This window comes from Bacillus sp. FJAT-27251 (genome assembly GCF_001273925.1).
Taxonomy (GTDB): Bacteria; Bacillota; Bacilli; order Bacillales; family Cytobacillaceae; genus Mesobacillus_B.
Window position 1 is genome coordinate 444,010 of record NZ_LIGG01000001.1, and the last position, 22,082, is coordinate 466,091.

Annotated in this window: 18 protein-coding genes and 1 riboswitch; of the genes, 9 read left to right on the forward strand and 9 right to left on the reverse strand. The window is 50.1% G+C overall.

What is annotated here, in order from left to right:
• Positions 1-88: 88 nt before the first annotated feature.
• Positions 89-595: a cupin domain-containing protein gene (locus ADU22_RS02115; RefSeq protein ID WP_053360682.1), complete on the reverse strand. Its 507-nt coding sequence runs from the start codon at positions 593-595 to the stop codon at positions 89-91.
• Positions 596-978: 383 nt separating this feature from the next.
• On the opposite strand from ADU22_RS02115, the gene ADU22_RS02120 reads away from it, so the two are divergent.
• The 4 genes from ADU22_RS02120 to ADU22_RS02135 are packed head-to-tail and all read left to right on the forward strand — an operon-like array spanning position 979 to position 5,715.
• Positions 979-2,157 (forward strand): galactokinase, encoded by a 1,179-nt coding sequence (locus tag ADU22_RS02120; protein ID WP_053360683.1) that lies wholly within the window; start codon positions 979-981, stop codon positions 2,155-2,157.
• A 1-nt stretch (position 2,158) separates the two neighbouring features.
• Positions 2,159-3,154, forward strand: a complete 996-nt coding sequence (gene galE, locus ADU22_RS02125; protein WP_053360684.1) for a UDP-glucose 4-epimerase GalE — start codon at positions 2,159-2,161, stop codon at positions 3,152-3,154.
• A 3-nt stretch (positions 3,155-3,157) separates the two neighbouring features.
• A complete protein-coding gene (gene galT, locus ADU22_RS02130) occupies positions 3,158-4,642 on the forward strand; it encodes a UDP-glucose--hexose-1-phosphate uridylyltransferase (protein WP_053360685.1) in 1,485 nt (494 codons plus the stop codon).
• A 35-nt stretch (positions 4,643-4,677) separates the two neighbouring features.
• The gene (locus ADU22_RS02135) at positions 4,678-5,715 is read left to right on the forward strand and encodes an aldose epimerase family protein (RefSeq protein ID WP_053360686.1); all 1,038 of its coding nucleotides are present in this window, start codon (positions 4,678-4,680) and stop codon (positions 5,713-5,715) included.
• 42 nt (positions 5,716-5,757) lie between these two features.
• On the opposite strand, the gene ADU22_RS02140 is transcribed toward ADU22_RS02135, so the two are convergent.
• Positions 5,758-6,924, reverse strand: coding sequence for an ROK family transcriptional regulator (locus ADU22_RS02140; protein ID WP_053360687.1), 1,167 nt, complete (start codon positions 6,922-6,924; stop codon positions 5,758-5,760).
• 171 nt (positions 6,925-7,095) lie between these two features.
• On the opposite strand from ADU22_RS02140, the gene ADU22_RS02145 reads away from it, so the two are divergent.
• Entirely contained in the window at positions 7,096-7,791 is a 696-nt protein-coding gene (locus ADU22_RS02145) for a SurA N-terminal domain-containing protein (RefSeq protein WP_053360688.1), read from the forward strand.
• A gap of 297 nt (positions 7,792-8,088) precedes the next feature.
• Complete coding sequence (locus ADU22_RS02150) at positions 8,089-9,051, forward strand: NERD domain-containing protein (RefSeq protein ID WP_053360689.1); 963 nt, start codon at positions 8,089-8,091, stop codon at positions 9,049-9,051.
• Positions 9,052-9,199: 148 nt separating this feature from the next.
• On the opposite strand, the gene gloA2 is transcribed toward ADU22_RS02150, so the two are convergent.
• Positions 9,200-9,586, reverse strand: coding sequence for an SMU1112c/YaeR family gloxylase I-like metalloprotein (gloA2, locus tag ADU22_RS24080; RefSeq protein ID WP_082252981.1), 387 nt, complete (start codon positions 9,584-9,586; stop codon positions 9,200-9,202).
• 77 nt (positions 9,587-9,663) lie between these two features.
• On the opposite strand from gloA2, the gene yxzF reads away from it, so the two are divergent.
• Together yxzF and ADU22_RS02155 are read left to right on the forward strand one after the other, a co-directional pair.
• Positions 9,664-9,771, forward strand: a complete 108-nt coding sequence (gene yxzF, locus ADU22_RS25590; protein WP_502688732.1) for a small protein YxzF — start codon at positions 9,664-9,666, stop codon at positions 9,769-9,771.
• Positions 9,772-10,021: 250 nt separating this feature from the next.
• A riboswitch (cyclic di-AMP (ydaO/yuaA leader) is annotated at positions 10,022-10,158 on the forward strand.
• A gap of 91 nt (positions 10,159-10,249) precedes the next feature.
• Positions 10,250-11,464 carry a dicarboxylate/amino acid:cation symporter gene (locus ADU22_RS02155; RefSeq protein ID WP_053360690.1) on the forward strand — a complete coding sequence of 405 codons (1,215 nt, stop codon included), beginning with the start codon at positions 10,250-10,252 and terminating at the stop codon, positions 11,462-11,464.
• A gap of 489 nt (positions 11,465-11,953) precedes the next feature.
• Here the strand turns inward: ADU22_RS02155 and ADU22_RS02160 are convergent, their stop codons facing one another.
• The 4 genes from ADU22_RS02160 to ADU22_RS02175 form a co-directional block, all read right to left on the reverse strand.
• Positions 11,954-13,132: an amidohydrolase gene (locus ADU22_RS02160; protein ID WP_053360691.1), complete on the reverse strand. Its 1,179-nt coding sequence runs from the start codon at positions 13,130-13,132 to the stop codon at positions 11,954-11,956.
• Complete coding sequence (locus ADU22_RS02165) at positions 13,129-14,376, reverse strand: Zn-dependent hydrolase (protein WP_053360692.1); 1,248 nt, start codon at positions 14,374-14,376, stop codon at positions 13,129-13,131. Before ADU22_RS02165 ends, ADU22_RS02160 begins: the two co-directional genes overlap by 4 nt.
• 18 nt (positions 14,377-14,394) lie before the next feature.
• The gene (locus ADU22_RS02170) at positions 14,395-15,600 is read right to left on the reverse strand and encodes a hypothetical protein (protein ID WP_053360693.1); all 1,206 of its coding nucleotides are present in this window, start codon (positions 15,598-15,600) and stop codon (positions 14,395-14,397) included.
• Between the two features lie 304 nt (positions 15,601-15,904).
• Positions 15,905-17,326, reverse strand: coding sequence for an MFS transporter (locus ADU22_RS02175; RefSeq protein WP_053360694.1), 1,422 nt, complete (start codon positions 17,324-17,326; stop codon positions 15,905-15,907).
• A 181-nt stretch (positions 17,327-17,507) separates the two neighbouring features.
• On the opposite strand from ADU22_RS02175, the gene ADU22_RS02180 reads away from it, so the two are divergent.
• The gene (locus ADU22_RS02180; RefSeq protein WP_053360695.1) at positions 17,508-18,755 is read left to right on the forward strand and encodes a helix-turn-helix domain-containing protein; all 1,248 of its coding nucleotides are present in this window, start codon (positions 17,508-17,510) and stop codon (positions 18,753-18,755) included.
• 31 nt (positions 18,756-18,786) lie between these two features.
• Here ADU22_RS02180 and ADU22_RS02185 read toward each other — a convergent pair whose 3' ends face one another.
• Together ADU22_RS02185 and ADU22_RS02190 are read right to left on the reverse strand one after the other, a co-directional pair.
• Positions 18,787-19,356 carry a CBO0543 family protein gene (locus ADU22_RS02185; RefSeq protein ID WP_156324299.1) on the reverse strand — a complete coding sequence of 190 codons (570 nt, stop codon included), beginning with the start codon at positions 19,354-19,356 and terminating at the stop codon, positions 18,787-18,789.
• Between the two features lie 127 nt (positions 19,357-19,483).
• Positions 19,484-21,709, reverse strand: a complete 2,226-nt coding sequence (locus tag ADU22_RS02190) for an alpha-galactosidase (RefSeq protein ID WP_053360696.1) — start codon at positions 21,707-21,709, stop codon at positions 19,484-19,486.
• Positions 21,710-22,082 lie beyond the last annotated feature (373 nt).

Below are 22,082 nucleotides of genomic sequence, written 5' to 3' on the forward strand. Positions count from 1 at the left end.
AAGGTCATGATTATTCTGAAAATAGTTTATTTCAAAAATCGGCCATTAGAAAAGGAAGAAGCAAAATGCCTCTTCCTCTGATTTTTTATTATTTCACCCATTTATGAAGCAATGGTCCCTCGTCGCCATATACAGGGTCCTTTTCGGGGACCGGTACACTGCGGATTTCATGCATGGCCTGCGTGCGGGATCCCGGGTCTTTTTCCAGCAGATTGGAGCTGCTTCCTTTTGGATAGGCACCAATCACGGCAAAATCAGGAGAGCCTTCCACTTTCTTGTGGCCGGTTCCAGCCGGAAGGACCACGACATCCCCTTCCTTCACCTCGACACGTTCACCGCTGTCGCCGCCAAGAAGAAGCGTGGCTTCCCCCGACTTGACACCAAGGACTTCATGCGAGTTGCTGTGATAATGCTGGTACTCAAACACTTCACCTGTCCAGCACCCTTCCCAATCGTGGCGCTGGAAGGTTTCTGCTATTCCATTTGGGTTGTCATTGAATATGCCCTGATATACAATCACCGGCAAATCCGGATTATTTGGAATCTGTCCATCGTCTTTCAGATAAAAGGAATGTACTTGAGTATTAACATTCATGCTGCACCTCTCCTTTCTTTTTAAAAACGGTCCAAGCTGGACCCTTATTCTATCTATACCCATCTTGAAGGCGGAGAATCGGGTTTTTTAAAAGGATGAGGAGTTGGAAAAAGGAATACTGGATTGTAAAAATATGGTGTTTGTAGAATAAAAAGCAGAAATCGTAGAGTAAAAGTTCAAAAGTGTAGAGTAAAAGCCGCAAGCTCGCGAGTAATGGACCAGAATCGTAGAGTAACTGGCCGAAACCGTAGAGTAACCGCCAAAATAACAGTCCAGCCATTTCCCCCACTTTTCCCTTGCCTAAAATCCTCGTTGGTAGTACACTGGTTTTAACTTAATTAAATTAATTAACTAAGTATACACACTTAGGAGGCATACCAGTAATGAAAACGCCAAATTTAAAACTTGCATTCCAGGAAACTTTCAATACGGACGCGGCTCCGAGGACTTTCTTCTCCCCCGGCCGGATCAACCTGATTGGTGAACATACGGATTATAATGGCGGGCATGTGTTCCCTGCTTCCCTTTCGTTTGGAACGTATGCGCTTGCAGCACAGCGCGATGACCGGAAATTGCGGTTTTACTCGCTGAACTTTCCGGATGCCGGCATCCTCGAAACAGACCTTGACAACCTTGGTTATGACGATAAGCATGACTGGGCGAACTATCCTAAAGGGATGTTCCTTTATATGAAGGAAGCCGGCTATGAAGTTGAAAACGGGGCCGATATCCTCTTTTACGGCAATATCCCGAACGGTGCCGGGCTCTCCTCCTCCGCCTCGATCGAGCTGGCAACAGGCGTCCTCATCCAGGAGCTGTTTGGACTAACTATCGACCGAATTGAAATGATCAGGCTTGGCCAGAAGGTTGAAAACCAGTATATCGGCGTCAACAGCGGCATCATGGACCAGTTCGCGATTGGCATGGGTAAGAAAGATCATGGGATTCTGCTGGACTGCAACACACTGGCCTACAAATATGCCCCAATCAAGCTGGAGAATCACTATATCATCGTCATGAATACGAACAAACAGCGGACGCTCGCCGGTTCCAAATACAATGAGCGCCGTGCCCAGTGCGAAGCCGCGCTAACTCACCTGCAAAAAGAACTGCATGTTGCCAGTTTGGGAGAATTGAAACCGGCGCAATTTGAAGAGCATAAGCACCTGATTGTAGATGAAATCAACCGGAAGCGCGCCAGGCATGCCGTCTATGAGAATGCACGCACACTGGAAGCGCTTGAAAAGCTGGAACAGCAGGATCTTGAAGGATTTGGCAACCTAATGAATGAATCGCATATTTCGCTGAGAGATGATTATGAAGTAACCGGTCTTGAGCTGGACACAATCGTGCAGGCAGCCTGGGTGCAGGAAGGCGTCCTTGGCGCACGGATGACGGGAGCCGGATTCGGCGGCTGCGCGATTGCGATTGTCGAGAGAGATAAAGCGCAAGATTTCCAGAAGAATGTGAATAGCATCTACCGTGAAAAAGTTGGCTATGAAGCAACCTTTTACACAGCGACCATCGGGGATGGCGCCAAAGAACTAAGCGAGGAGTGTTAACATGAGCGTATTGGTGTTGGGCGGAGCAGGCTATATCGGCTCCCACGCAGTCTATCAATTAATCGACCAGGGCGAAGAAGTCGTGGTCATCGACAATCTGGAAACGGGCCATAGAGGAGCTGTGCACCCCAAGGCAGCCTTTTATGAAGGAGATATCCGCAGCCCGGAGTTCCTTACTTCTGTTTTTCAAAAAGAAAAGATTGATAGTGTCATCCATTTTGCGGCCAATTCGCTTGTCGGCGAATCGATGGAAAAGCCACTGAAGTACTTTGACAACAATGTCCATGGCACCCAGGTCCTCCTTCAGGCAATGGTCGAGCATGATGTTAAAACCATCGTCTTCTCCTCCACCGCCGCCACCTACGGCGAGCCGGGGGTTGTGCCGATTATCGAAAGCATGCCGACGAATCCGACCAATGCTTACGGCGAAACAAAACTGACAATGGAAAAGCTGATTTCCTGGACCCAAAAGGCCCATGGCATTAATTATGTAGCACTGCGCTATTTCAATGTGGCCGGCGCCCGCGAAACCGCGGAAATCGGTGAAGACCATAGCCCCGAGACGCATCTTGTGCCGATCATTCTGCAGGCCGCGCTTGGACAGCGCCCCCATATCACGATTTTCGGCGATGACTACGATACACCGGATGGAACCTGCATCCGCGACTATGTGCATGTCGAAGACTTGATCAACGCCCACCTGCTGGCGCTGAATTACTTGAGAAAAGGCGGCGCAAGCGATGTGTTCAATCTCGGCAGCAGCCAGGGCTTTTCGGTAAAAGAAATGATTGAGGCCGCCAGAAGCGTGACCGGCAAGGAAATACCGGCACAAATCGGTCCGCGCCGTGCCGGGGACCCGAGTACCCTGGTCGCAAGCTCGGATAAAGCGAAGAAAGTTCTAGGCTGGAATCCGGCACGGACTTCCGTCAATAAAATCATTGAGGATGCCTGGAAATGGCATAGCACGCACCCAGAAGGCTACGGGAAGGAAGTGTAAACCATGGTGTACGGACTGATTGATGGATTAATAGTAAAAGCATTGGAAGCTGGTTTGATTGAGACAACAGATGAAATTTATGTTCGCAACCAGGTGATGCATCTTTTAGGGATGAAAACGTTTCCTGAAACAAGCAAAAAAAAGGTTGACACCATTGCAAACCTTGTCGAAAAACTGGTGGAGTATGCTGTGGACGAAGGTATAATTGAAGATGTGCTGGACGATAAGGAAATGCTCGGAGCCAATATCATGAATGTGTTCCTGCCGCGGCCGTCGGCGGTCAATGCGGTATTTTACGAAAAATATGAAGAATCACCTGCTGCGGCCACGGACTATTTTTACTCCTTAAGCAAAAACAGCAACTATATCCAGATGAACCGGATTGCCAAAAACATTTCCTACAAGGCAGATACCGATTACGGGCAGCTTGACATCACCATCAATCTGTCGAAGCCGGAGAAAGACCCGGAGCAGATCCGCCGCGAACGGGAAATGAAACAGACCGGCAGCTATCCGGAATGTTTGCTGTGCAAGGAAAACGAGGGATATGCAGGGCGCACCGGCCACCCGGCCCGGGCCAACCACCGGATCATTACAGTGCCGCTCGCTAGTGAAAACTGGTATCTCCAGTATTCGCCGTATGTCTACTATAACGAGCACAGCATCCTGCTTTCGGAAGAGCATCGCGACATGAAAATTGATGCAAGGGCGTTTGAGCGGCTGCTGCTGTTTGTGGAGAAATTCCCGCATTATTTTATCGGCTCCAATGCCGACCTGCCGATTGTCGGCGGCTCGATCCTGAGCCATGACCATTACCAGGCGGGACGCTACGAGTTTGCGATGACGGCGGCCCAGGATGAGTTCACTTTTAACCTGGCCTCCCATCATGATGTCAAGGCTTCGGTTGTCAAATGGCCGCTGTCGGTCATCCGCCTGCGGAGTACCTCCATTCGCAGTCTGGTTTCAGCAGGAAATCACATTCTGGAAACATGGCGCAGCTATTCCGATGACAGCATAGACGTGCTCGCTTTCACCGGCGGGACACCGCATAACACGGTCACGCCGATTGCCCGCCGCCGCGATGGCCTTTACGAGCTCGATCTTGTGCTCCGCAACAACCGTACAAGCGAGGAACATCCGATGGGCATTTTCCATCCGCACGAAGATGTGCATCATATAAAAAAAGAAAACATTGGCTTGATCGAGGTGATGGGGCTTGCCGTCCTGCCGCCAAGGCTGAAGGATGAGCTGGCTGTGATTCAGCAGCACCTGCTGGGGGAAAGCGCTGAAGTGGCGGATTATCACCAGGACTGGGTAGAAGAGCTGAAAAGCCAGTATGGCATACTGACAGATGCAACAGAAGCGGAAGCTATCCTGCAAAAGGAGCTCGGCCGCAAGTTTGCGCGAGTGCTGGAGGATGCCGGTGTACTGAAAACCCGGGATGCGTTTGAACGGTTTACCGCAGAGTTGAACAGGGAAGATTTGTAAACAAAAGATGTCTTTAGATGAAGGTGGATAACGCTATGAAAATTGCAGTAAAACAAATACTGGGAAAATGGCAGGAATATTCCCTGACCAATGATAACAATATGTGCGTCAGTGTCCTTGACTTTGGCGGCATCATCACAAAAATCATTGCTCCCGGCCGGTTCGACAGCCTTGAAAATGTGGTGGTCAGCTTCAAGGACTGCGAGGATTATGAGAATGATCCCAATTTCTTCGGCGCGCTCATCGGACGGGTGGCCGGCCGCATCCAGGGTGCTTCCTTCGAGCTCGATGGCAAGACTTATGACTTGCCGGCTAACAACGGGCAGAACCATCTGCATGGCGGCCCTGGAGCCTTCCATCAGGCTATCTGGAAGATGGACCCTTTCCAGACGGATGAAAGCGTCGGTGTGAAGCTGACCCATCACAGCCCTGATGGCGAGGGAGGCTATCCGGGAAACCTCGATGTCACGGTGACCTATACCCTGGATAATGAAAATAAGTTAACGATTGATTACGAGGCAGTAAGTGATGCGACCACTCCGCTGACCCTCACCAACCATACGTACTTCAACCTGAGCGGCGACTTGAAACGGATGGTGGACGAGCATGAGGTGGTCCTTGACAGCAGCACCTTTGTCGAACTGGACGAAGAGCTGATTCCTACGGGGGAAAAGGTGCCTGTGGAAGGGACATCGTTTGATTTCCGTGCAGGCCGCGTGCTGGGTGCCGGCTTTAACGATGAGTACGGCCAAAATAAGATTGCCGGAAGCGGCTATGACCATTATTTCATTTTCGACAAGGAAAAAGAGTTCGATGCAGTTGTTGCCGAGCCTCGCAGCGGCCGGATCATGACAGTGAAAACCACGCAGCCTGGCATGGTGATGTATACAGGCAATTCCCTTGATGACAGCATGAAACTGGCAGAAGGCCCATCGCGCAAGCATCTGGGCGTCTGCTTTGAAACCCAGGGTTCCCCTGCCTCGCTGCATCATGAAGGATTCCCGGGCATCATCCTGAAGGCTGGCGAAAAATATAAACAGCAGACCGTGTTTGGGTTTGGTGTGGAAGACTAGGAATACAGGCAAAAAGGCGGAACCGCGATTGGTTCCGCCCTTTTAGATTGGGTCAAACAATTCCACGAGCAGCAGCGCGACGGCCCCCATTAGTGTCGCGTCTTCGCCAAGCCTTGTGACCGAGATGCTTGTTTGGCGCACCTCGGGGGTCAGCGCCCTTTGCCTGATGGTTTCAAGAATGGCAGGCATCAGGAAGGCCTCGCTTTTCATCACGCCGCCGCCAAGGACAATTTTACGGGGATTGATAAGATGGACCAGATTGGTCAGGCCGATGCCGATGATTCTGCCGGTTTCCTGAAGCAGCTGAATGGAGGCCTCGTGTCCTTCTTGGGCGAGTTCAAACACTTCCCGTCCGGTGGAAGGGGCTCCGTCTCCCACCCTCCCCTGCGCCCGCTCCGCGATGGACGCCCCGCTGATGAAAGTCTGCAGGCAGCCTGGATTGCCGCACTCACAGATGCTGCCGTTCAGGTCAATCGTCATATGGCCGAATTCGCCGGCGATTCCCTGGGCGCCATGGTACAGCTTGCCGTTCATGACGACACCGGCTCCGACACCCCGGCCGATGTTGACGGCAACCATACTATCGGCCTCGCCATGGCCGCCGAACCATGATTCACCCAATGCCATCGCCCGCGCGTCGTTTTCGACTTTTATCGCAATGTTGAATTCCTTTTCAAGTGCCTGTTTGATTGGAACGTTTTTAAGGTTCAGGTTGGGAGCTACAAGCGACATGCCCGTCTCCACATCGACGACGCCATGCATGGCGACTCCAATGCCGATGATTTTTGTTTGGTCGAGGCCGGGCGCTGCGAGAATGCGGTGGATATTGTGTTTAAGAATATCGATGAACTTTTCATTGTTTAGCGGTTTTTCCAGCTTTTGTTTCGAACGCTGCAGGATTTCGCCCGTTAAGTCGGTCAGCACGGCCTCTACGGTCTCCGGTCCGGCATCGACGCCAATCACAAAAAAAGCGCCGCTGTTGATATGCAGCATCGTCGGCTTCCGGCCGCCGCTCGATTCGCCAAGCTGGCTTTCCCTGACCAAGCCCTCCTCCAGCAACTCCTTGACGATGCTGCTGACCGTTGGGGGCGTCAGGCTTGTTTCCTTGGCGATCTGTGCCCTGGAGATCGGTTCCGCGGTGCGGATTTTATTTAAAATAATCGATTTATTGACGGATTTCATTAATTGGAATGTGCCGCGCTGCTGCATGGTGATGATCCTCCACTTTTGGTTTGGTTATTGGATTATTATAACATACTTAGTTAATTTAATTAATTATGTAGAGCCGTATTACATGAAGCTAACAATTTGATGACATGGCTCTGCTAAGGCGATAAGTGTGCTAGAATAGCGGACATGCTGAATAAGGGGGAAAATGATATGAAAAGAGTCGCATTTTGGTTTATGTTGATGCTTGTGGGTACTCTTGTATTGGGAGCCTGCAGCAGTGATAGTGCCGATAAGGAAAGCAACAAGGAGAAAAACAACAAAGAGGTTGTCGCTACCGTAAATGGCGAGAACATCGCTTCCGAGGAATACCAGAAAGAGCTGGAAGCAACGAAGGCCATGTACACACAGCAAGGGGTCGACTTTGAAGAAATCGATGGTGAAATGAAAAAGCAGGTCGAGCAATCCGTGCTGGACCAATTGATAAATACAAAGCTCGTGCTTCAAAGCGCCGAGGATGATGGAATTTCTGTTGGACAGAAAGAAATAGATGCCGAAATCGGCAACGTAAAAAAACAATTTGAAGATGATAAGCAGTATCAAGCAGCCTTGAAAGAAAACAAGATCACCGAAGAAGAATTGACTCAGCAGGTTCGCCAGCAGCTGATTATCACGCAGTACCTCGATAAAAACATTGGCGACGTTAAGGTATCCGAGGACGAAGTGAAGGTCGTTTACGATCAATATAAAGAGCAGGCCGAAAGCATGAAGCAGGAAGTCCAGGACTTCGAAGCCATGAAGCCTGAGCTCGAGCAGCAGGCAATTGCGCAAAAGAAGAATGAAGAAATGAGCAAGCACATCGAAGACCTGCGTGCCAAAAACGAAAAGAATATCGAGATTTTGCTGTAGGAGCTGAACCCCCTTTCGTGTGTGGAAGGGGGTTTTTTGTGGGGTGCGGGGTTGGCAGAGGTTGCCTGGTTGTTCACCGTTTGGACACAGGTTTTTCTATAAAATCAAATTATTGATGCATAAAAGAGGAAATTTGATTCATTACTTCACTTAAATGAATGATAAATGCTTATCATTGATGCATATCCTTAAATCTTTCCTTCAATTACTCAAAAAAACTCCTTCTAACAGTAAATCGGAAGCAGGATTTTACTAATAACCTGAAGAATTTTTTCAGTAAACGAAAGGAGGATTAACTTGTTCATAAACCAACTGCAAATCCCGCCTATTTTGGAGAAATTGGAGGCGTTGAAGAGGCGTTTGCCAGTCAGTCATCCCAAATGGAACACCATCCAGGAGGAATGGGCCCGCAGGTATGCAGGCTTCAGGGGGGAGAAAACGGTATATTATTATCTATCCCTTCTGGATGACCACCCCTACCATATTTTCCACGGTTTGCGCCTTGCCAATGGTTCACATTTCTTTCAAATGGATTTTCTACTTCTGACCACCCGTTACGCCCTCATTATCGAAACCAAAAACATTGCCGGTGAATTATTATTTGACGAGCAGGGTCAGCTGATCCGTACGATAAACAGCAAGACAGACGGATATTCAGATCCTGTTGCCCAAGCCCAGCATCATCAGAGAAGCTTGCGAAAGTGGCTCAAGGCACATCATTTTCCGCCTTTACCCGTTGACTATGTTGTCATCATCAGCCAGCCATCTTCCATCATTAAAATGGAACGCTCCGACCCTGCTGTCCGCCAAAGAGTCCAGCCCGTCTCAGGACTGCACAATTTTATCTTCCGCTGTGATGGGGCATACAAGAGAGAAGTTCTCGATGCAAAGGGTCTCAGAAAGCTTGGCAGGCTACTCATTAAAAAGAATGTTCCTCTCGAAACAGATGTATTAAAAGACTTTGGTTTGACGGAAAATGACCTTTTAACTGGTGTGGAATGTCCAAAATGCGGCACTGTTCCGATGGTGGAGCTGAAAGCCTGGTGGAAATGCCCGGATTGCGGATTCCACTCAAAAGATGCACCTATTCAAGGGATAAACGATTATTTTCTTCTGATTTCCCCCACTTTTACCAATTCCCAGATTCGCGATTTCCTTCTCCTTTCATCCAGGCAAAAGACCAGAAGAATGCTAGCAGCCGTGAATGTTCCTTTTAAAGGAGAGAATAAAGCTAGAGTCTATTTTTATAAGCCAGATTGAACGTATCTTTGGCTGTCTTTAACAAAAGTCTGTTACTATTTTTTCGATAAAATTAAATAACTGATGCATAAATCTCATATTTGATGCATTTATCGCTGTCGTTGAAGCATTAATGCATTCATATGATACATAAACATAGTTGAGTGCGCTATCCCTCATAAATCTCAATCGGCAAGCCGTCCGGAGCGGCAAAGAAGGTGAATTTTTTACCTGTTAGCGGGTCGGTTCTGGTTTCATCGGCTGTAATTCCGTGCTGCTTCAGGTGGCTGACGGCTTCGTCGATGTTTTCAATCGCAAATGCCAGGTGCCGCAGCCCGGCTGCCTCGGGGTAGCTTGGACGTTTGGGTGGGTCCGGGAATGAAAACAGCTCGATTTGATATTGGCCGTTGACTTCAAGGTCGAGTTTATAGGAATCCCTTTCTTCACGGTAAACTTCCCGGACGGGTTTCAGTCCGAGGACATCTACATAAAAGCTTTTTGACTTTTGATAATCCGAACAGATGATGGCGACGTGAGAATTTTGGTGAATTTCAATTTTCCACTCTCCTCGGGTTGGTTTTATCTGTGTGGAAACCGGGAATTATAGGACTAGCCTGATAGGAGGGATCAGCGATGGTAAGATTGTTCAGAACAGCATTAAAATGGGCTCCGATTCTTTATCCAATTGTCAAAAAGATCCTGGCAAGCCGGAGTTCCAAAGTATCCTACCCGAAACGATAGCCGAAGATAACGACTTAAAAACAAGAGCTTGGGGTGCCTCAGGCTCTTCCAGGCATGCACTGTTTTCCTTTCCTGCCTTCATATTTTAGCTCAGCATGAAACTTATCCAAATAACATTCGTATGTACATACTCCAGCCGGATTGGCACAGGAATGGGGCATTCCCCCCCCCCCCGAAGTTTGCCTGCATAGTGAACTGGATACATTTTTTTATTCCCAAAACCGCTTATAACTGATATTATATTAAAAAAATGATAATATCGCTTAATCTTTGAGCGGGGGAACCAATTTTACTTTTATTCAAGTATTTGGGGTGAATCCTTTACAGGTAGGGTACTCTCATAGCCCGAACCCGACAGCTAACCTCGTAAGCGTGTTGAGAGGAAAACACTGCATCCATGCACAGTGGTTTTTACCTCTGTGTATTTTTATTGCCTTTATTTGGTAATTTATAACACATCGATGAAGGAGGTCACATTATGAAACTATCTACTAAAATTATTATTGCCCTGATAGCAGGAGCGGTTACAGGGCTGCTGATCAATCTGTTCCTGCCGGGCATTTTCCCCCAGCTTGACCAGTTCATTTTCACTCCGCTTGGAAAAATCTTTTTGAACCTGATTAATATGCTGGTCGTTCCGATTGTCTTCTTTTCAATTGTTGTGGGAACGGCGGGACTTGGCGACCCTAAAAAACTGGGCCGTATCGGCTTGAAGACGGTTAGTTTCTTTCTGATAACAACAGCAATTGCCATCATAATCGGCCTGTCGCTTGCCCTGATTTTTAAGCCAGGAGAAGTTGGCAGTTTTAACATCACCGGCCTGGAATATGAAGCAGCGAAGGCTCCCCCTATCTCTGAAACGCTGCTGAATATCATTCCTACAAATCCGGTTCAAGCTTTCGCCGACGGAAACATGCTTCAAATCATTGCCTTTTCTGTATTTGTCGGCTTTGCGCTGGCGATGCTGGGCGACCGGACAAAAGGAATCTATAACCTGTTTGAACAGGGAAATGATTTAATGATGTTCCTTGTCAATTTAGTCATGAAATTTGCGCCGTACGGCACGTTTGGGCTGATTGTCTCAGCGGTCGGCAGCCAAGGGCTGGGCGCCATCAAAGCAATGGGGCTTTATATGTCCTTAGTGTTGCTGGCTTTGCTCCTTCATGGGCTGTTCACTTATGGTACGGCAGTGGCCGTGCTGGCCAAGAAAAACCCGGTTTGGTTTTTCAAAGGCTTCGCCCCGGCGATGGGCGTGGCGTTCAGTACTTCAAGCAGCAATGCGACCTTGCCGATTTCCATGAGCACCGCCCAGGAAAATCTTAAGGTGCCTGAGCCGGTCTCAAGCTTTGTCCAGCCGCTTGGCGCGACGATCAATATGGATGGGACGGCAATCATGCAGGGGGTCGCGACCGTATTCATCGCCCAGGTTTTTGGTGTCGACCTTACGATTACCCAGCTGGTGACCGTTGTTTTGACCGCGGTTCTCGCGAGTGTCGGCACAGCCGGAGTACCTGGGGTTGGCCTGATTCTGCTGGCGATGGTCCTTAACTCTGTAGGCCTGCCTGTCGAGGGAATCGCGCTAATAATCGGGATCGACCGTCTGCTCGACATGGCCCGTACAGCCGTGAACATCACCGGAGATGCCGCTTGCGCCCTGATTGTCGCAGAAACGGAAGCTAAAAGAGAAGTATAAGATGAAACATATTCAGCGGGGGCTTCTTCACCCCCACTGAATACTTGTTTAGCAGCCAAAAGACGCAGTCCAAATCACAACTGAATTGGACTGCGTCTTTTTTATAGTAAGGAATTCATAGGCGGAGAGATTCCGGTTAATGCAAAAACATGCCCGTTAAAAGCAGAAATAAGCGGATTTATTCCGACTAATTGCTCTTTTATAGCACCAAATCTATAGATTAGGTGCGTATAGACGGAAAAACTCCCTTTATATTTCGGGAAATACAGGTATTTCCCAACTTAAGCGGAAAGTTTCCGCTTATTTTTCAAACGCAGTACAATCAACGTTCTTCTATCACCACAGAAACTGGATGAGAACTTCCTTAAACAAAAATAATGCTTGGAGACACTGCTCCAAGCATTATTTTTTATAAAATTTCCTACTGGTTGCATTTCAAAACAGAACTACTTGCCCAAAGAGGCAGTGCCATTTCTTATGCCCTGTTCCTTACTTCCCGTTCAGATAGGCCCAGGCATACTGTGCATACAACTCAGCGCCGGTGGCGAGGGCGTCTTCGTCGATGTTGAAGCGGCCGTGGTGGTGCGCCCACTGGGTATCCTTGTCGGGGTTGCCGCTGCCAACAAGGGCGAAGCTTCCTGGCACTTCATCGAGATAGTAGGAGAAGTCCTCTCCGCCCATCGTCGGCTTCTCGCTGTGCAGCACGTCTTCGCCAAAGGCTTCGGCTGCGACGGACTGGACAAGCTTCGCGCTGGTTTCGTCATTGATGACGGCCTGGGTGCCGCGGATATAGTCCACATCTGCTGTGGCGCCGTAAATCGCGGCCACGTGCTCGGCATAATGCGCAAGCTGTTTTTCAATATGATCGCGCGTTGCCGGATCGAAGCAGCGGACCGTGCCCTCGATCACCGCGTTTTCGGCGATGACATTGAAGCGGGTGCCGACAACCATTTTGCCGACGGTGAGGACCGCGCCCTGCTGGGGATCGATTGTCCTCGAAATCACGCTCTGCACGTTCATGACGAAAGAAGAAGCAACAATGGCCGCATCGATGCAGTCTTCAGGCATCGCTCCGTGACCGCCCCTACCCTTGAAAGTCACTTTAAAAAGATCGGCCGAAGCGAAAGTCGGTCCTGGCGGGCAGCTGACCTTATGTGTCGGCATTTGCGACCAGATATGGATGCCGAAGACATTGTCGACGCCTTCAACGGCTCCCTGCTTCACAAGGGCCTTGGCTCCTTCCGCTACTTCTTCCGCCGGCTGGAAAATCAGGCGCACGTTCCCTGGAATCTCATCCTTGCTATCATTCAGCGCCTTGGCGGCAATCAGGAGCATCGCCGTATGGGCATCATGACCGCAAGCATGCATTTTGCCGTCTTCCTTGGATGCATAGGAAAGCTCCTTGTCCAGCTGCTCGACAGACAGCGCGTCCATGTCGCCGCGAAGCGCAACTGTTTTGCCCGGCTTTCCGCCTTTGATTTCGGCGATCACCCCGGTTGGTTCTGTGCGCCGGTAGGAGATGCCGAGGTTCTCGAGGTACTCGCATACAAACCTCGTGGTGTTCTCTTCTTCCCAGGACAGCTCCGGCTCGCTGTGAAGCTTCCGCCGCAGTTCAGTCAATTCCTCGCTGTATTCTTTGATCGCTTCTTTTATTTTATGTGAAATCAAGATTGTTCTACCTCCGTTAAGTGCTTTGCAGCTTCATAAAAGATCTCGGCGGCACTGGCAATGTGTTCTGCATCCGACCATTCCTCCGGGCAGTGGCTCAGGCCATCTTTGCTTGGAATGAACAGCATACCGACATCGGTAAAATCGGAAAATACCATCGCATCGTGTCCAGCCCCGCTGTTGATTGGGGTATGCTGAAGTCCGAGTTTATCGCTTAATTGTTTGAACAGGGAAATGATCCCTTCATTCAGGGCCTTTGGCTTCATGTATAAAAGCTGCTTTACAGACGTTTCGATTCCGCCTGAAGCGAAGGACTGTACAAGCTCCTCCGTTTTGGCGACAGCCTGCTGGACATGCTCTTCCTGCCCGGAGCGGATGTCGACGGAGAATACCACTTCATCCGGAATCACATTGGCGCCGTTCGGGAACACGTTCAGCCGGCCAACTGTTGCCACCGTGCCATGGCCCACCTCGCTGGCGAGTTCCGGCAATTGGCCAATGATTTTCGAAGCCGCGACCAATGCATCGGCACGGCGGTCCATCGGCGTCGTGCCGGCATGGCCCGCCTGCCCTTTCACCGTCACTTCAAGCTGGGTCAGGCCGACGATCGCTTCCACGACACCAATCGGAATGTTCTTCTCTTCCAGGATTGGCCCTTGTTCGATATGCAGTTCGAGGAAGGCCTTCATCGTCTTCGGGTCCCTGGCCTTTGGAAGCGCCGGGTCCAGTCCGATCTTTTTCATCGCATCTTCAGCTGTGATGCCATTTTTGTCTTTCAACTGCCTGAATCCCTCTTCGTCCAGGAGGCCGGTGATGCCGCGCGATCCCATCAGGCCGCCGCCGAACCTGGCGCCTTCCTCTTCGACAAGCGCGACAATCTCCAGCGGGTATTTCGGCTTGAGGCCGTTCTCAAAGAAAAGCCGGGCCACTTCCAGGGCCGCGACCACTCCCGCCGGCCCGTCGTAATCTCCTCCGTTTGGCACCGAGTCGAAATGGGAACCGATCAGGACGCTGGGCGCTTCGGGGATACTTCCTTCGAGCTTGCCAAAGATATTGCCAAAGCCGTCCTCCCGCACCTGCAGGCCATACTCCCGCATTTTTTCTATCAGGTAGGTGCGAGCCTGCAAATCTTCCTGGCTGTAGGAAAGCCTGGTCGTTCCCTGGCCCGGCGTTGCTGTAAACCGGCTCAAAGCCTTGATATGGTGCTCTATTTGTTCTTTAGAGGCTGTTTTTAGTCCGTTCATGTTCTTTCCCTCCGTTTTTTACAGGAATCCGACAAAGATGCCTGCTAATACGACAGATACGATGGTGACTGTGATGAATCCGCCGACAAGCATTGGCGGCAGCATGTGGCTGGTCAGGACTTCCCTTTCCTGCTCATCGTCTGTCAGCGACTTGATGACTTCATCGGTGATGATGTAGTCCGCCGGGAATCCGTACAGTGCGGTCAGTGAAACGGCAAAGGCCATTTCCTTGCTGACTTTCATGATTTTGCCGACGATGAATGAAAACACGTACATGCCGATGATGCCGATGATGATGGTTCCAATAAGCGGGTAAAGGATTTCCAGCATCATGCCTGGCGTTGCCTGCTTCAAGCCGTCAAAGATGAACAGCATCAGCGCCATGAGGGCGAAACCAAAGCCATTTGCCTTTTGCAGGACCTGCCTTTCCAGGAAACCAACGCTTGACGCCAGCACTCCGAACAGCAGGCAGAGAATGAATGGACTGATGCTGACAACAGGTGCGAGCAGGGTCGAGACAAGGTAGGCGAGATAGCCGACGAGTGCCAGCCTGAAAAATTTGAAGAAATCCGTATTGTATTTCTCGGGCATGTTTTTAAACAGCCTTAGTCCCTGTGTGCCAGCCTCGGCTGCAGCAGCACTTTCAGCCTGGGCTTCCGGAGAAACCTTGATGCCAAGTTCTCCGCTGCGATACTGCTTCAGGAGCCGTTTCCCTTCCTTTTTCAGCATGACGGACGTAATCGGGTAGCCCGCAAATCCCTGGATGACATAGATGACAACCGCAAACACGGACAATGTGACAAGGCCGGCATTGCTGGCTGCCTCCGACATGATCAACGCGGAAACCACGCCGCCGACCAATGGCGGAATCGCAACCACCATTGTTTCAAAGCCGAACAGAAACGTACCGATTCCTAATAAAAACACCACGATTCCCACAATACCGCTAAGTGCGATGACAATCGTCTTCCACTGTTTTTTCAATTCCTGAAGCGATAGCAGCGTCCCCATATTGGTGATGAGCAAGTACATCATCATGGTCGCCACAACTGGCGGCACGCCTGCTACTGCGACGATATCCTGCGGGAAGAAGGTCCAGTAGCCGAGGAGGAACAGGACCGCACACACGAACATGGACGGCACCCACGCCTTCGTGCGGACTGCGACTAAATCTCCAATAAATAAAATAAATATGATGATCACGAGCGCGAGCATCTGTGACATAATAGTTCCCCCTGACCTTCTTGGCTGATTTGTTCTAACGTCTAACGAAAGGTTTTTTATAATGTATTAGAATAATAATATAATTATACTTTTCGGTCAATTTAAATTTTTGGCATTTTTTAATAAACCGCTTACTTTCGAAGTTTGTGATGCAATTCTCCTCGAAAATAAGCGCCTTTTCCTATTAATAAAATAAAGTAATTATTATCCCATTCATCATAAAAACCAGCTGGTTCCCCTCCCCAGCCGTGGCTGAGGGCAAACAAAAAGAGCCAGACGAAAATGTCTGGCTCCCTTCCATTTATTAATATTGCTTTCCGCGCTTTTCTGCCAGGTCGGCAGCAAGCTGCAAGGTTCTCTTTTTATTCAATGGATAAAAGAAGACTAAAACGATGAAGATGAAGGTGTAAATCAATGCCGGCACCAGTGTACCGAGGGCATAGATCCCATCCAGCGCTTCCTGTGTCTGAGTCTGGCGGGCGGCATTATAGCCGACAGCGGCAATGGCGAAACCGCCAATTCCGCCGGCGACTGCCTGGCCGACTTTGCGGGCCATCGAGTAGACCGAATAAACAGTCGCATCCTCACGAAGACCAGTAAGGTATTCATGATAATCGATGACATCCGTAACGAACGCCCAGACGACAAGGTTGAAGAACGCAAAGCCCAGCATGCCAACCGTCGTGATGGCCACAAATTGGATGGCCGCAAGATTTGGCAAAAGGTACAGGGCATAGTAGACGAGTGCTGCCACTGCCATGCCGGCTGCAGCGATTTCTTTCTTGCCAAACCTCGCCACAAGCGGCTTGACCGCCGGGATTGCGAAGAACACAGAACCCGCCTGGACAAGGCCGAACATGCTTAGAGCGGCTGCATTGCTGAAGTAATCCTTGAACAGGTACACGTTGACAGCCCCGACGAGCATCGTGCACACCATAAACGTCAAGGAGGCAAGCAGAATCGCAATCAGCGGTTTATTCTTTAACAACGCTTTCATTGATTGGCCAAAGTTCCCGCCCTGTCCCGTATTATCCGGGGCGACGATCCGTTCCGTTGAAAGCTTGTAGCACCCGATATAGCAGGCCATTGCCAGGACACCGAAGACAACAGCTGTCATGAACATCCTGTTGGCATCGATCTGGTTGTCGACAAATACTACCAGCGGACCAAGCACATTGATGATCAGACTTGCAATCATCGCTCCCATTGTTCTCCACGTGGATAAAGTAGTCCGTTCGACAGGATTAGCTGTGATTACAGACGCCATTGAACCGTAAGGGATGTTAACCGTGCTGTACAGCGTCCCCCAGACAATATAGGTGACAAACGCCCACGCCAGGTAAAATCCATCCGACATTCCCGGGATGGTGACGAACATCAGCACGCCTGAAAAGACAAGCGGAAAGCTCATTCGCAAAATCCAAGGCCTGAACTTGCCATTCTTTGTTGTCTTGCGGGTATCAATGAAGCGGCCCCATACCATGTCGGCAACTGCGTCCCACAGCCGGGCGACTAAAAACAGGACACCGACCGTTGCGGCACTTATATGGAATACATCCGTATAGAACACCATCAAAAAAGCGGATACAAATGTAAAAAAGAAATCGTTTCCAAGGTCACCAAATAAATAACCGAATTTATCCCTTACACCAAATGGACGGGTCTTTTTCTCATCCATGCCTGAAGATACCGGTTGCTGGTCTAGTTGTTTTGCAGCCTCACCCATTTTTTTACCTCCACTACATTAAGATTTACTGCCTATTTTTAATATTCCTATATCTGAAAGTGTTTACATTCCAAATTATATAGATAATAATAGATTTATAAAAGGACGATAATTGCATTTTCATCACTTAATTAACATAGACTCAGGGATTTTTTAGCATAGCAGGAAGGATGAACGAACCATGCCGAACACATCTTTGCCCATTGCGGCCGAATTGTTGACTCTTCACTACATGACAAACTTGAATGTTCATGCCCTTCATTCCAATGGGCAATCGGTGATGAACCATACCCCGCACCCTTTGCCTCCCTTTCTTCTGCCTGTCCAGGAAAAAGCGCTCAGAGAGCTGTCCGCCAGACTGGGTGAGGTGGAAGATGCCTGTCTTGTCTACACGACCGAAGCGGGGCTGGCCTACGCGGCGGGTGCCTATGAACAGAGTGCCTATGAAGGTGATGGATATGAAGATGGTGTGCCTTCGCTGTTTGCATTCGGACCGTTTTTAAGTAAAATGCCTGACATGGCCGGCACAGACTCGCTGTCCCAGCGCGACAGAGTTGCGATGAAGGAATTTTTGGCAGGCTTGCCCCTGGTCAAGTCCTCCCAGCTGCAAAGCTTTTTGAATGTGCTTCATGGCATCCGGACCATCAGGCAGGTTCCGGTATTCTATGAAAGTGAAAAGAGCGGGGATGAAAGGCAGCGACAAAAGGTGCGGACAGAGATGGACTCCGAACCCGAATACGCATTGATCGATTTGCGTTATGAAATGAACAGCAGGATCGTTGAAGGAGTCAGAAACGGGGACAAACAAGCCGTGCAGGACATACTGAGGCAAAGCGGGAACTTATATGATTTCTCCGAGCGGTTTCCGAACCAGCCGGTCAGGGCCGCCAAAAACTCCCTGATTATCCTGAATACCACATTAAGGCTTGCCGCCGAAAGCGCAGGAGTGCCCCCTTTTTACCTGCATCATCTTTCCGAGAAGTTTGCGATTAAAATTGAACGGATCAATTCCGTTGAAGCGTTCAGAAAGATGCTCGGGACGATGGCCGACGAGTATTGCGACCTGGTGAAAAGCCAGGCTATCTCCGGCTATTCCCTGCTCGTGCAGACAGCCTTGGGCCATCTGGCTGTCCACTACAGGAACCCGCTTGGGCTCGAGGAACTCGCGGAACAACTTGACGTTCATCCCGCGCACCTCTCCCGCCAGTTCAAAAAGGAAACGGGCATGACGATGACCCATTACCTGAACCAGACCCGGGTTGAAAAAGCGAAAGGGCTGCTGCTGAAAGACCGTTCCTCGATCGATTGGATTGCCGGCGCCGTCGGGTTTGCCGATGCAGCCTATTTTACAAGAGTGTTTAAAAAGCTTGCGGGGACAACCCCGAGGGAATATCGGAATGGAGKGGAAAAGGAGAGTTCACAGGAATAGAAGGAAGGGAGTCCCTGTATGGAACTCCCCATTATTCTCCCGCCTTCTTTTGCAGCCAGATAAACAGGTTGGTGATCAGCCTGGAGATGAGGAAGAACAGGATGTAAAACACAAAAAGATGGAAATAGTTGATTCCCTTGAACATATGGAATAGATGAATGCTGACCATAATCGGTTTTAGGACAAACGCTAATACGGCAGATAAGAGAATGGCATAAAGATAAATGTTTTTATTGGTTTTCAGTGTCCACTGATAGAGGAAAATGAACAAAACCGGAACAAAGGAAGCATCCAGGGCAAAGCTCGGCAGGAATGGAACGAACTGATAAGGATATTCCCAGAGACCAAGAGAGATTCCTGCAGCATTGACATATTGAAACCAGACATGATAATTAAGGCCGAAAAAGCCAAGAAGAAAAATGTTCTTCCGGTCGATGAACAGATACAATAAAATCAAGGGTACGATTAACATGGCTAAAACGACCCATAATTCCAAGTCCCTGAACGTAGAAAAGGATCTMCAGTACTCAATTTGCATCCTGGTCAGTTCCTGCACCATCGATCTCATCTGCTGAAGCATTTCTTCTTGTTTGGCCTGCACGGCTTTTCACCTCGTGGCTTTATAGAATTTAGGGGTAATATAACCAGGATTTCCTTTTTATATGCAAACAGGGCATGGAGCTGTATCCATGTCCCTGTTGTTTTTTGGGGGAGATTCGGCCCCCCGCTTATTTTCGCTTCAGGTAAAACACCTCTGACTGGAAGTCGCCGCCGCGCTTGGCGTGCCGTCCATTGACACCGTTGAACTCAGCTGGCAGGATGAGGCCCGCCTGCATAAGCTCGTCGCCGAAATATTCCCTGCCGCTGTTGATTTCGTAAAGGGCCTCCTCGTCCAGTCCTTTCAGAAGCAGTGTCTGGTGCTTCTTCGGGTTGGCTTCCGCCAGCACCTTGTACCAGCCGACAAGCGCCTCCGACTTGTCTTCGCTGACAATCATCCAGGCGGTCTCGCTTCCTTCAAATGGACTCAGCAGCCGGTAAAAATGGCCATCCCGGACCAGCTGGCGGTGTTTTTTGTAAAAAGCGACCTGCTCCTTCACAGCTCCCCGCTCTTCCTCTGTCAGCCCGAGCGGGTCAAGCTCGTAGCCGAAGGTGCCAAAGAAGGCTGTATTGGCACGGGTCGAGAGCGGCGTTTCGCGCAATGTCTGGTGGTTCGGCACCGCCGAGACATGCGAGCCCATGCTGTAGAGCGGATAGGCAAAGGACGTTCCGTACTGGATCTTGAGCCTTTCGACAGCATCGGTATCATCGCTCGTCCAGGCCTGCGGCGCATAATACATCATGCCCGGATCAAACCGGCCGCCCCCGCCGGCGCATGATTCAAACAGCACATCGCCGAATTCGCCTGTCAGCTTTTCATAAAGGGCGTACACCCCGAGAATGTAGCGGTGGAAAAACTCGCCCTGCTGGTGCGGCGCCAGTTTCGCCGAAAATGCTTCGGTAATATTGCGGTTCATGTCCCATTTGATGTAGGAGAGCTTCGTCTGGCGGATAATGCCTGCCATCTTTTCATACAGGTATTCAACGATTTCCGGCCGGGAAAAATCGAGCACAAGCTGGTTCCGGCCCAGGGTACGGTTCTGCCCCTTCAGGCCGACGGCCCAGTCGGGATGCTTCCGGAACAGGTCGCTGTCCGGGCTGATCATTTCCGGCTCGAACCAGAGGCCGAATTTCATCCCGTTCGCCGTGATTTTAGCGGCCAGGCTTCCGAGGCCATTCGGCAGCTTGTTTTTATCCACATGCCAGTCACCAAGTGAGGTGGTATCGTCGTTCCGCTTTCCGAACCAGCCGTCGTCCAGGACAAACAGTTCAATCCCGAGTTCGAGGGCAGACTGGGCAATCTGGACCAGCTTCTCTTCGTTAAAATCAAAATAGGTCGCTTCCCAGTTGTTGATCAGGATAGGCCGCTCCTGTTTCCTCCATTGGGCCGGAATCAGATGCTGGCGGTAAAGGTTATGGAAGCTTTGGCTCATCCCGTTGAGGCCTTGGCTGGAATAAACCAGGACGACTTCGGGGGTCTGGAAGCTCTCACCCGGCGCAAGATTCCATTGAAAGCCAAAAGGATGGATCCCAATTGTGACCCTCGTCATATCATAATGGTCGACTTCCGCCTGGATGATGAAATTGCTGCTGTAGACGAGCTGGAAGCCAAGCACTTCGCCGTGATGCTCGGTCGCGTGCGGGCGCTTCAGGGCCAGGAACGGATTATGATGATGCGAACTTGCTCCGCGCAGGCTCGAAATCGACTGGATGCCTGTTTGCAGCGGCCTTTCCTTCACATGGCGTTCGCGCGACCACGTTCCCGCCAGGTGGACAAACGTGAAGTCTTTATCCGGCAGGTCAAGCGATGCACCCATGAGCCTGTCGATTGTGAGCGGTCCGCTTCCCTCATTTTTAAGCGAGGCGCTTCTGGTGATGACCGGTAAGTTTTTGAAAATCGTGTAGTTCAGCGTCAGCTCCGCGGCAAGGAACTCGTCTTTTAGCACTATTTGCAGCGTGCTTGCCTGTTCCGGATGGTCAGCGTAAGTTGCCGGCAGCCCTTGGAGCGCTGGTTTTCCTTCGATGATTTTGTATGACTGGTAGAAGAAATTCGGCGTATGCGGTGCATCCGGTTTTTTTACCGAGATCGCCGGCTCGCGGAAATCTGAGTTTCCGTAGGCCGGGTACTCCTGGCGCAGCGTTTCCAGCGAGAAAGCAGGATCATCAGCATACACATGGCAGCTCGCCGCTGTCGGCACATCACATGTCTGCATATGTGAAAAATCCTCGCGGTGGCGGAGGCTCTTGCCGTAGTAAAGATGGCCCAGCTGCCCATTTTTCATCACATGGAAGATATAGCTCACCTGGCCGTTCGTCAGATGGAATTGCTTGATTTGTTCGTTTATATGAATCAGCATAGGGTATTCTCCTTTGCATTTATTAGGAAGGTACCTCGAGTTTTACAGGTTGGTACCGGGTTGGATTTGCGTTGATGTGGTTGTTGGCGTAATTTTTCTCGTTGGGCCGGGTTGGATTGCGGTAAGGGCGGGGATTGGCGCAAATTTTCCGGTCGAGTTGGCTTGAATTTACGTTAAGAGCGGGGATTGGCGCAAATTTTCTGGTTGGGCTGGGTTGGATTTGCGGTAAGAACGGGTGTTGGCGTAATTTTTCTCGTTGGGCCGGCTTCAATTTTCGGTAAGAGCGGGGATTGGCGCAATTATTTGCTTGCAATGGCGGGATAATTGCGCCAAGGAGGCTCATTGGCGACCGTGAGCACCGTTTTTCACCCAA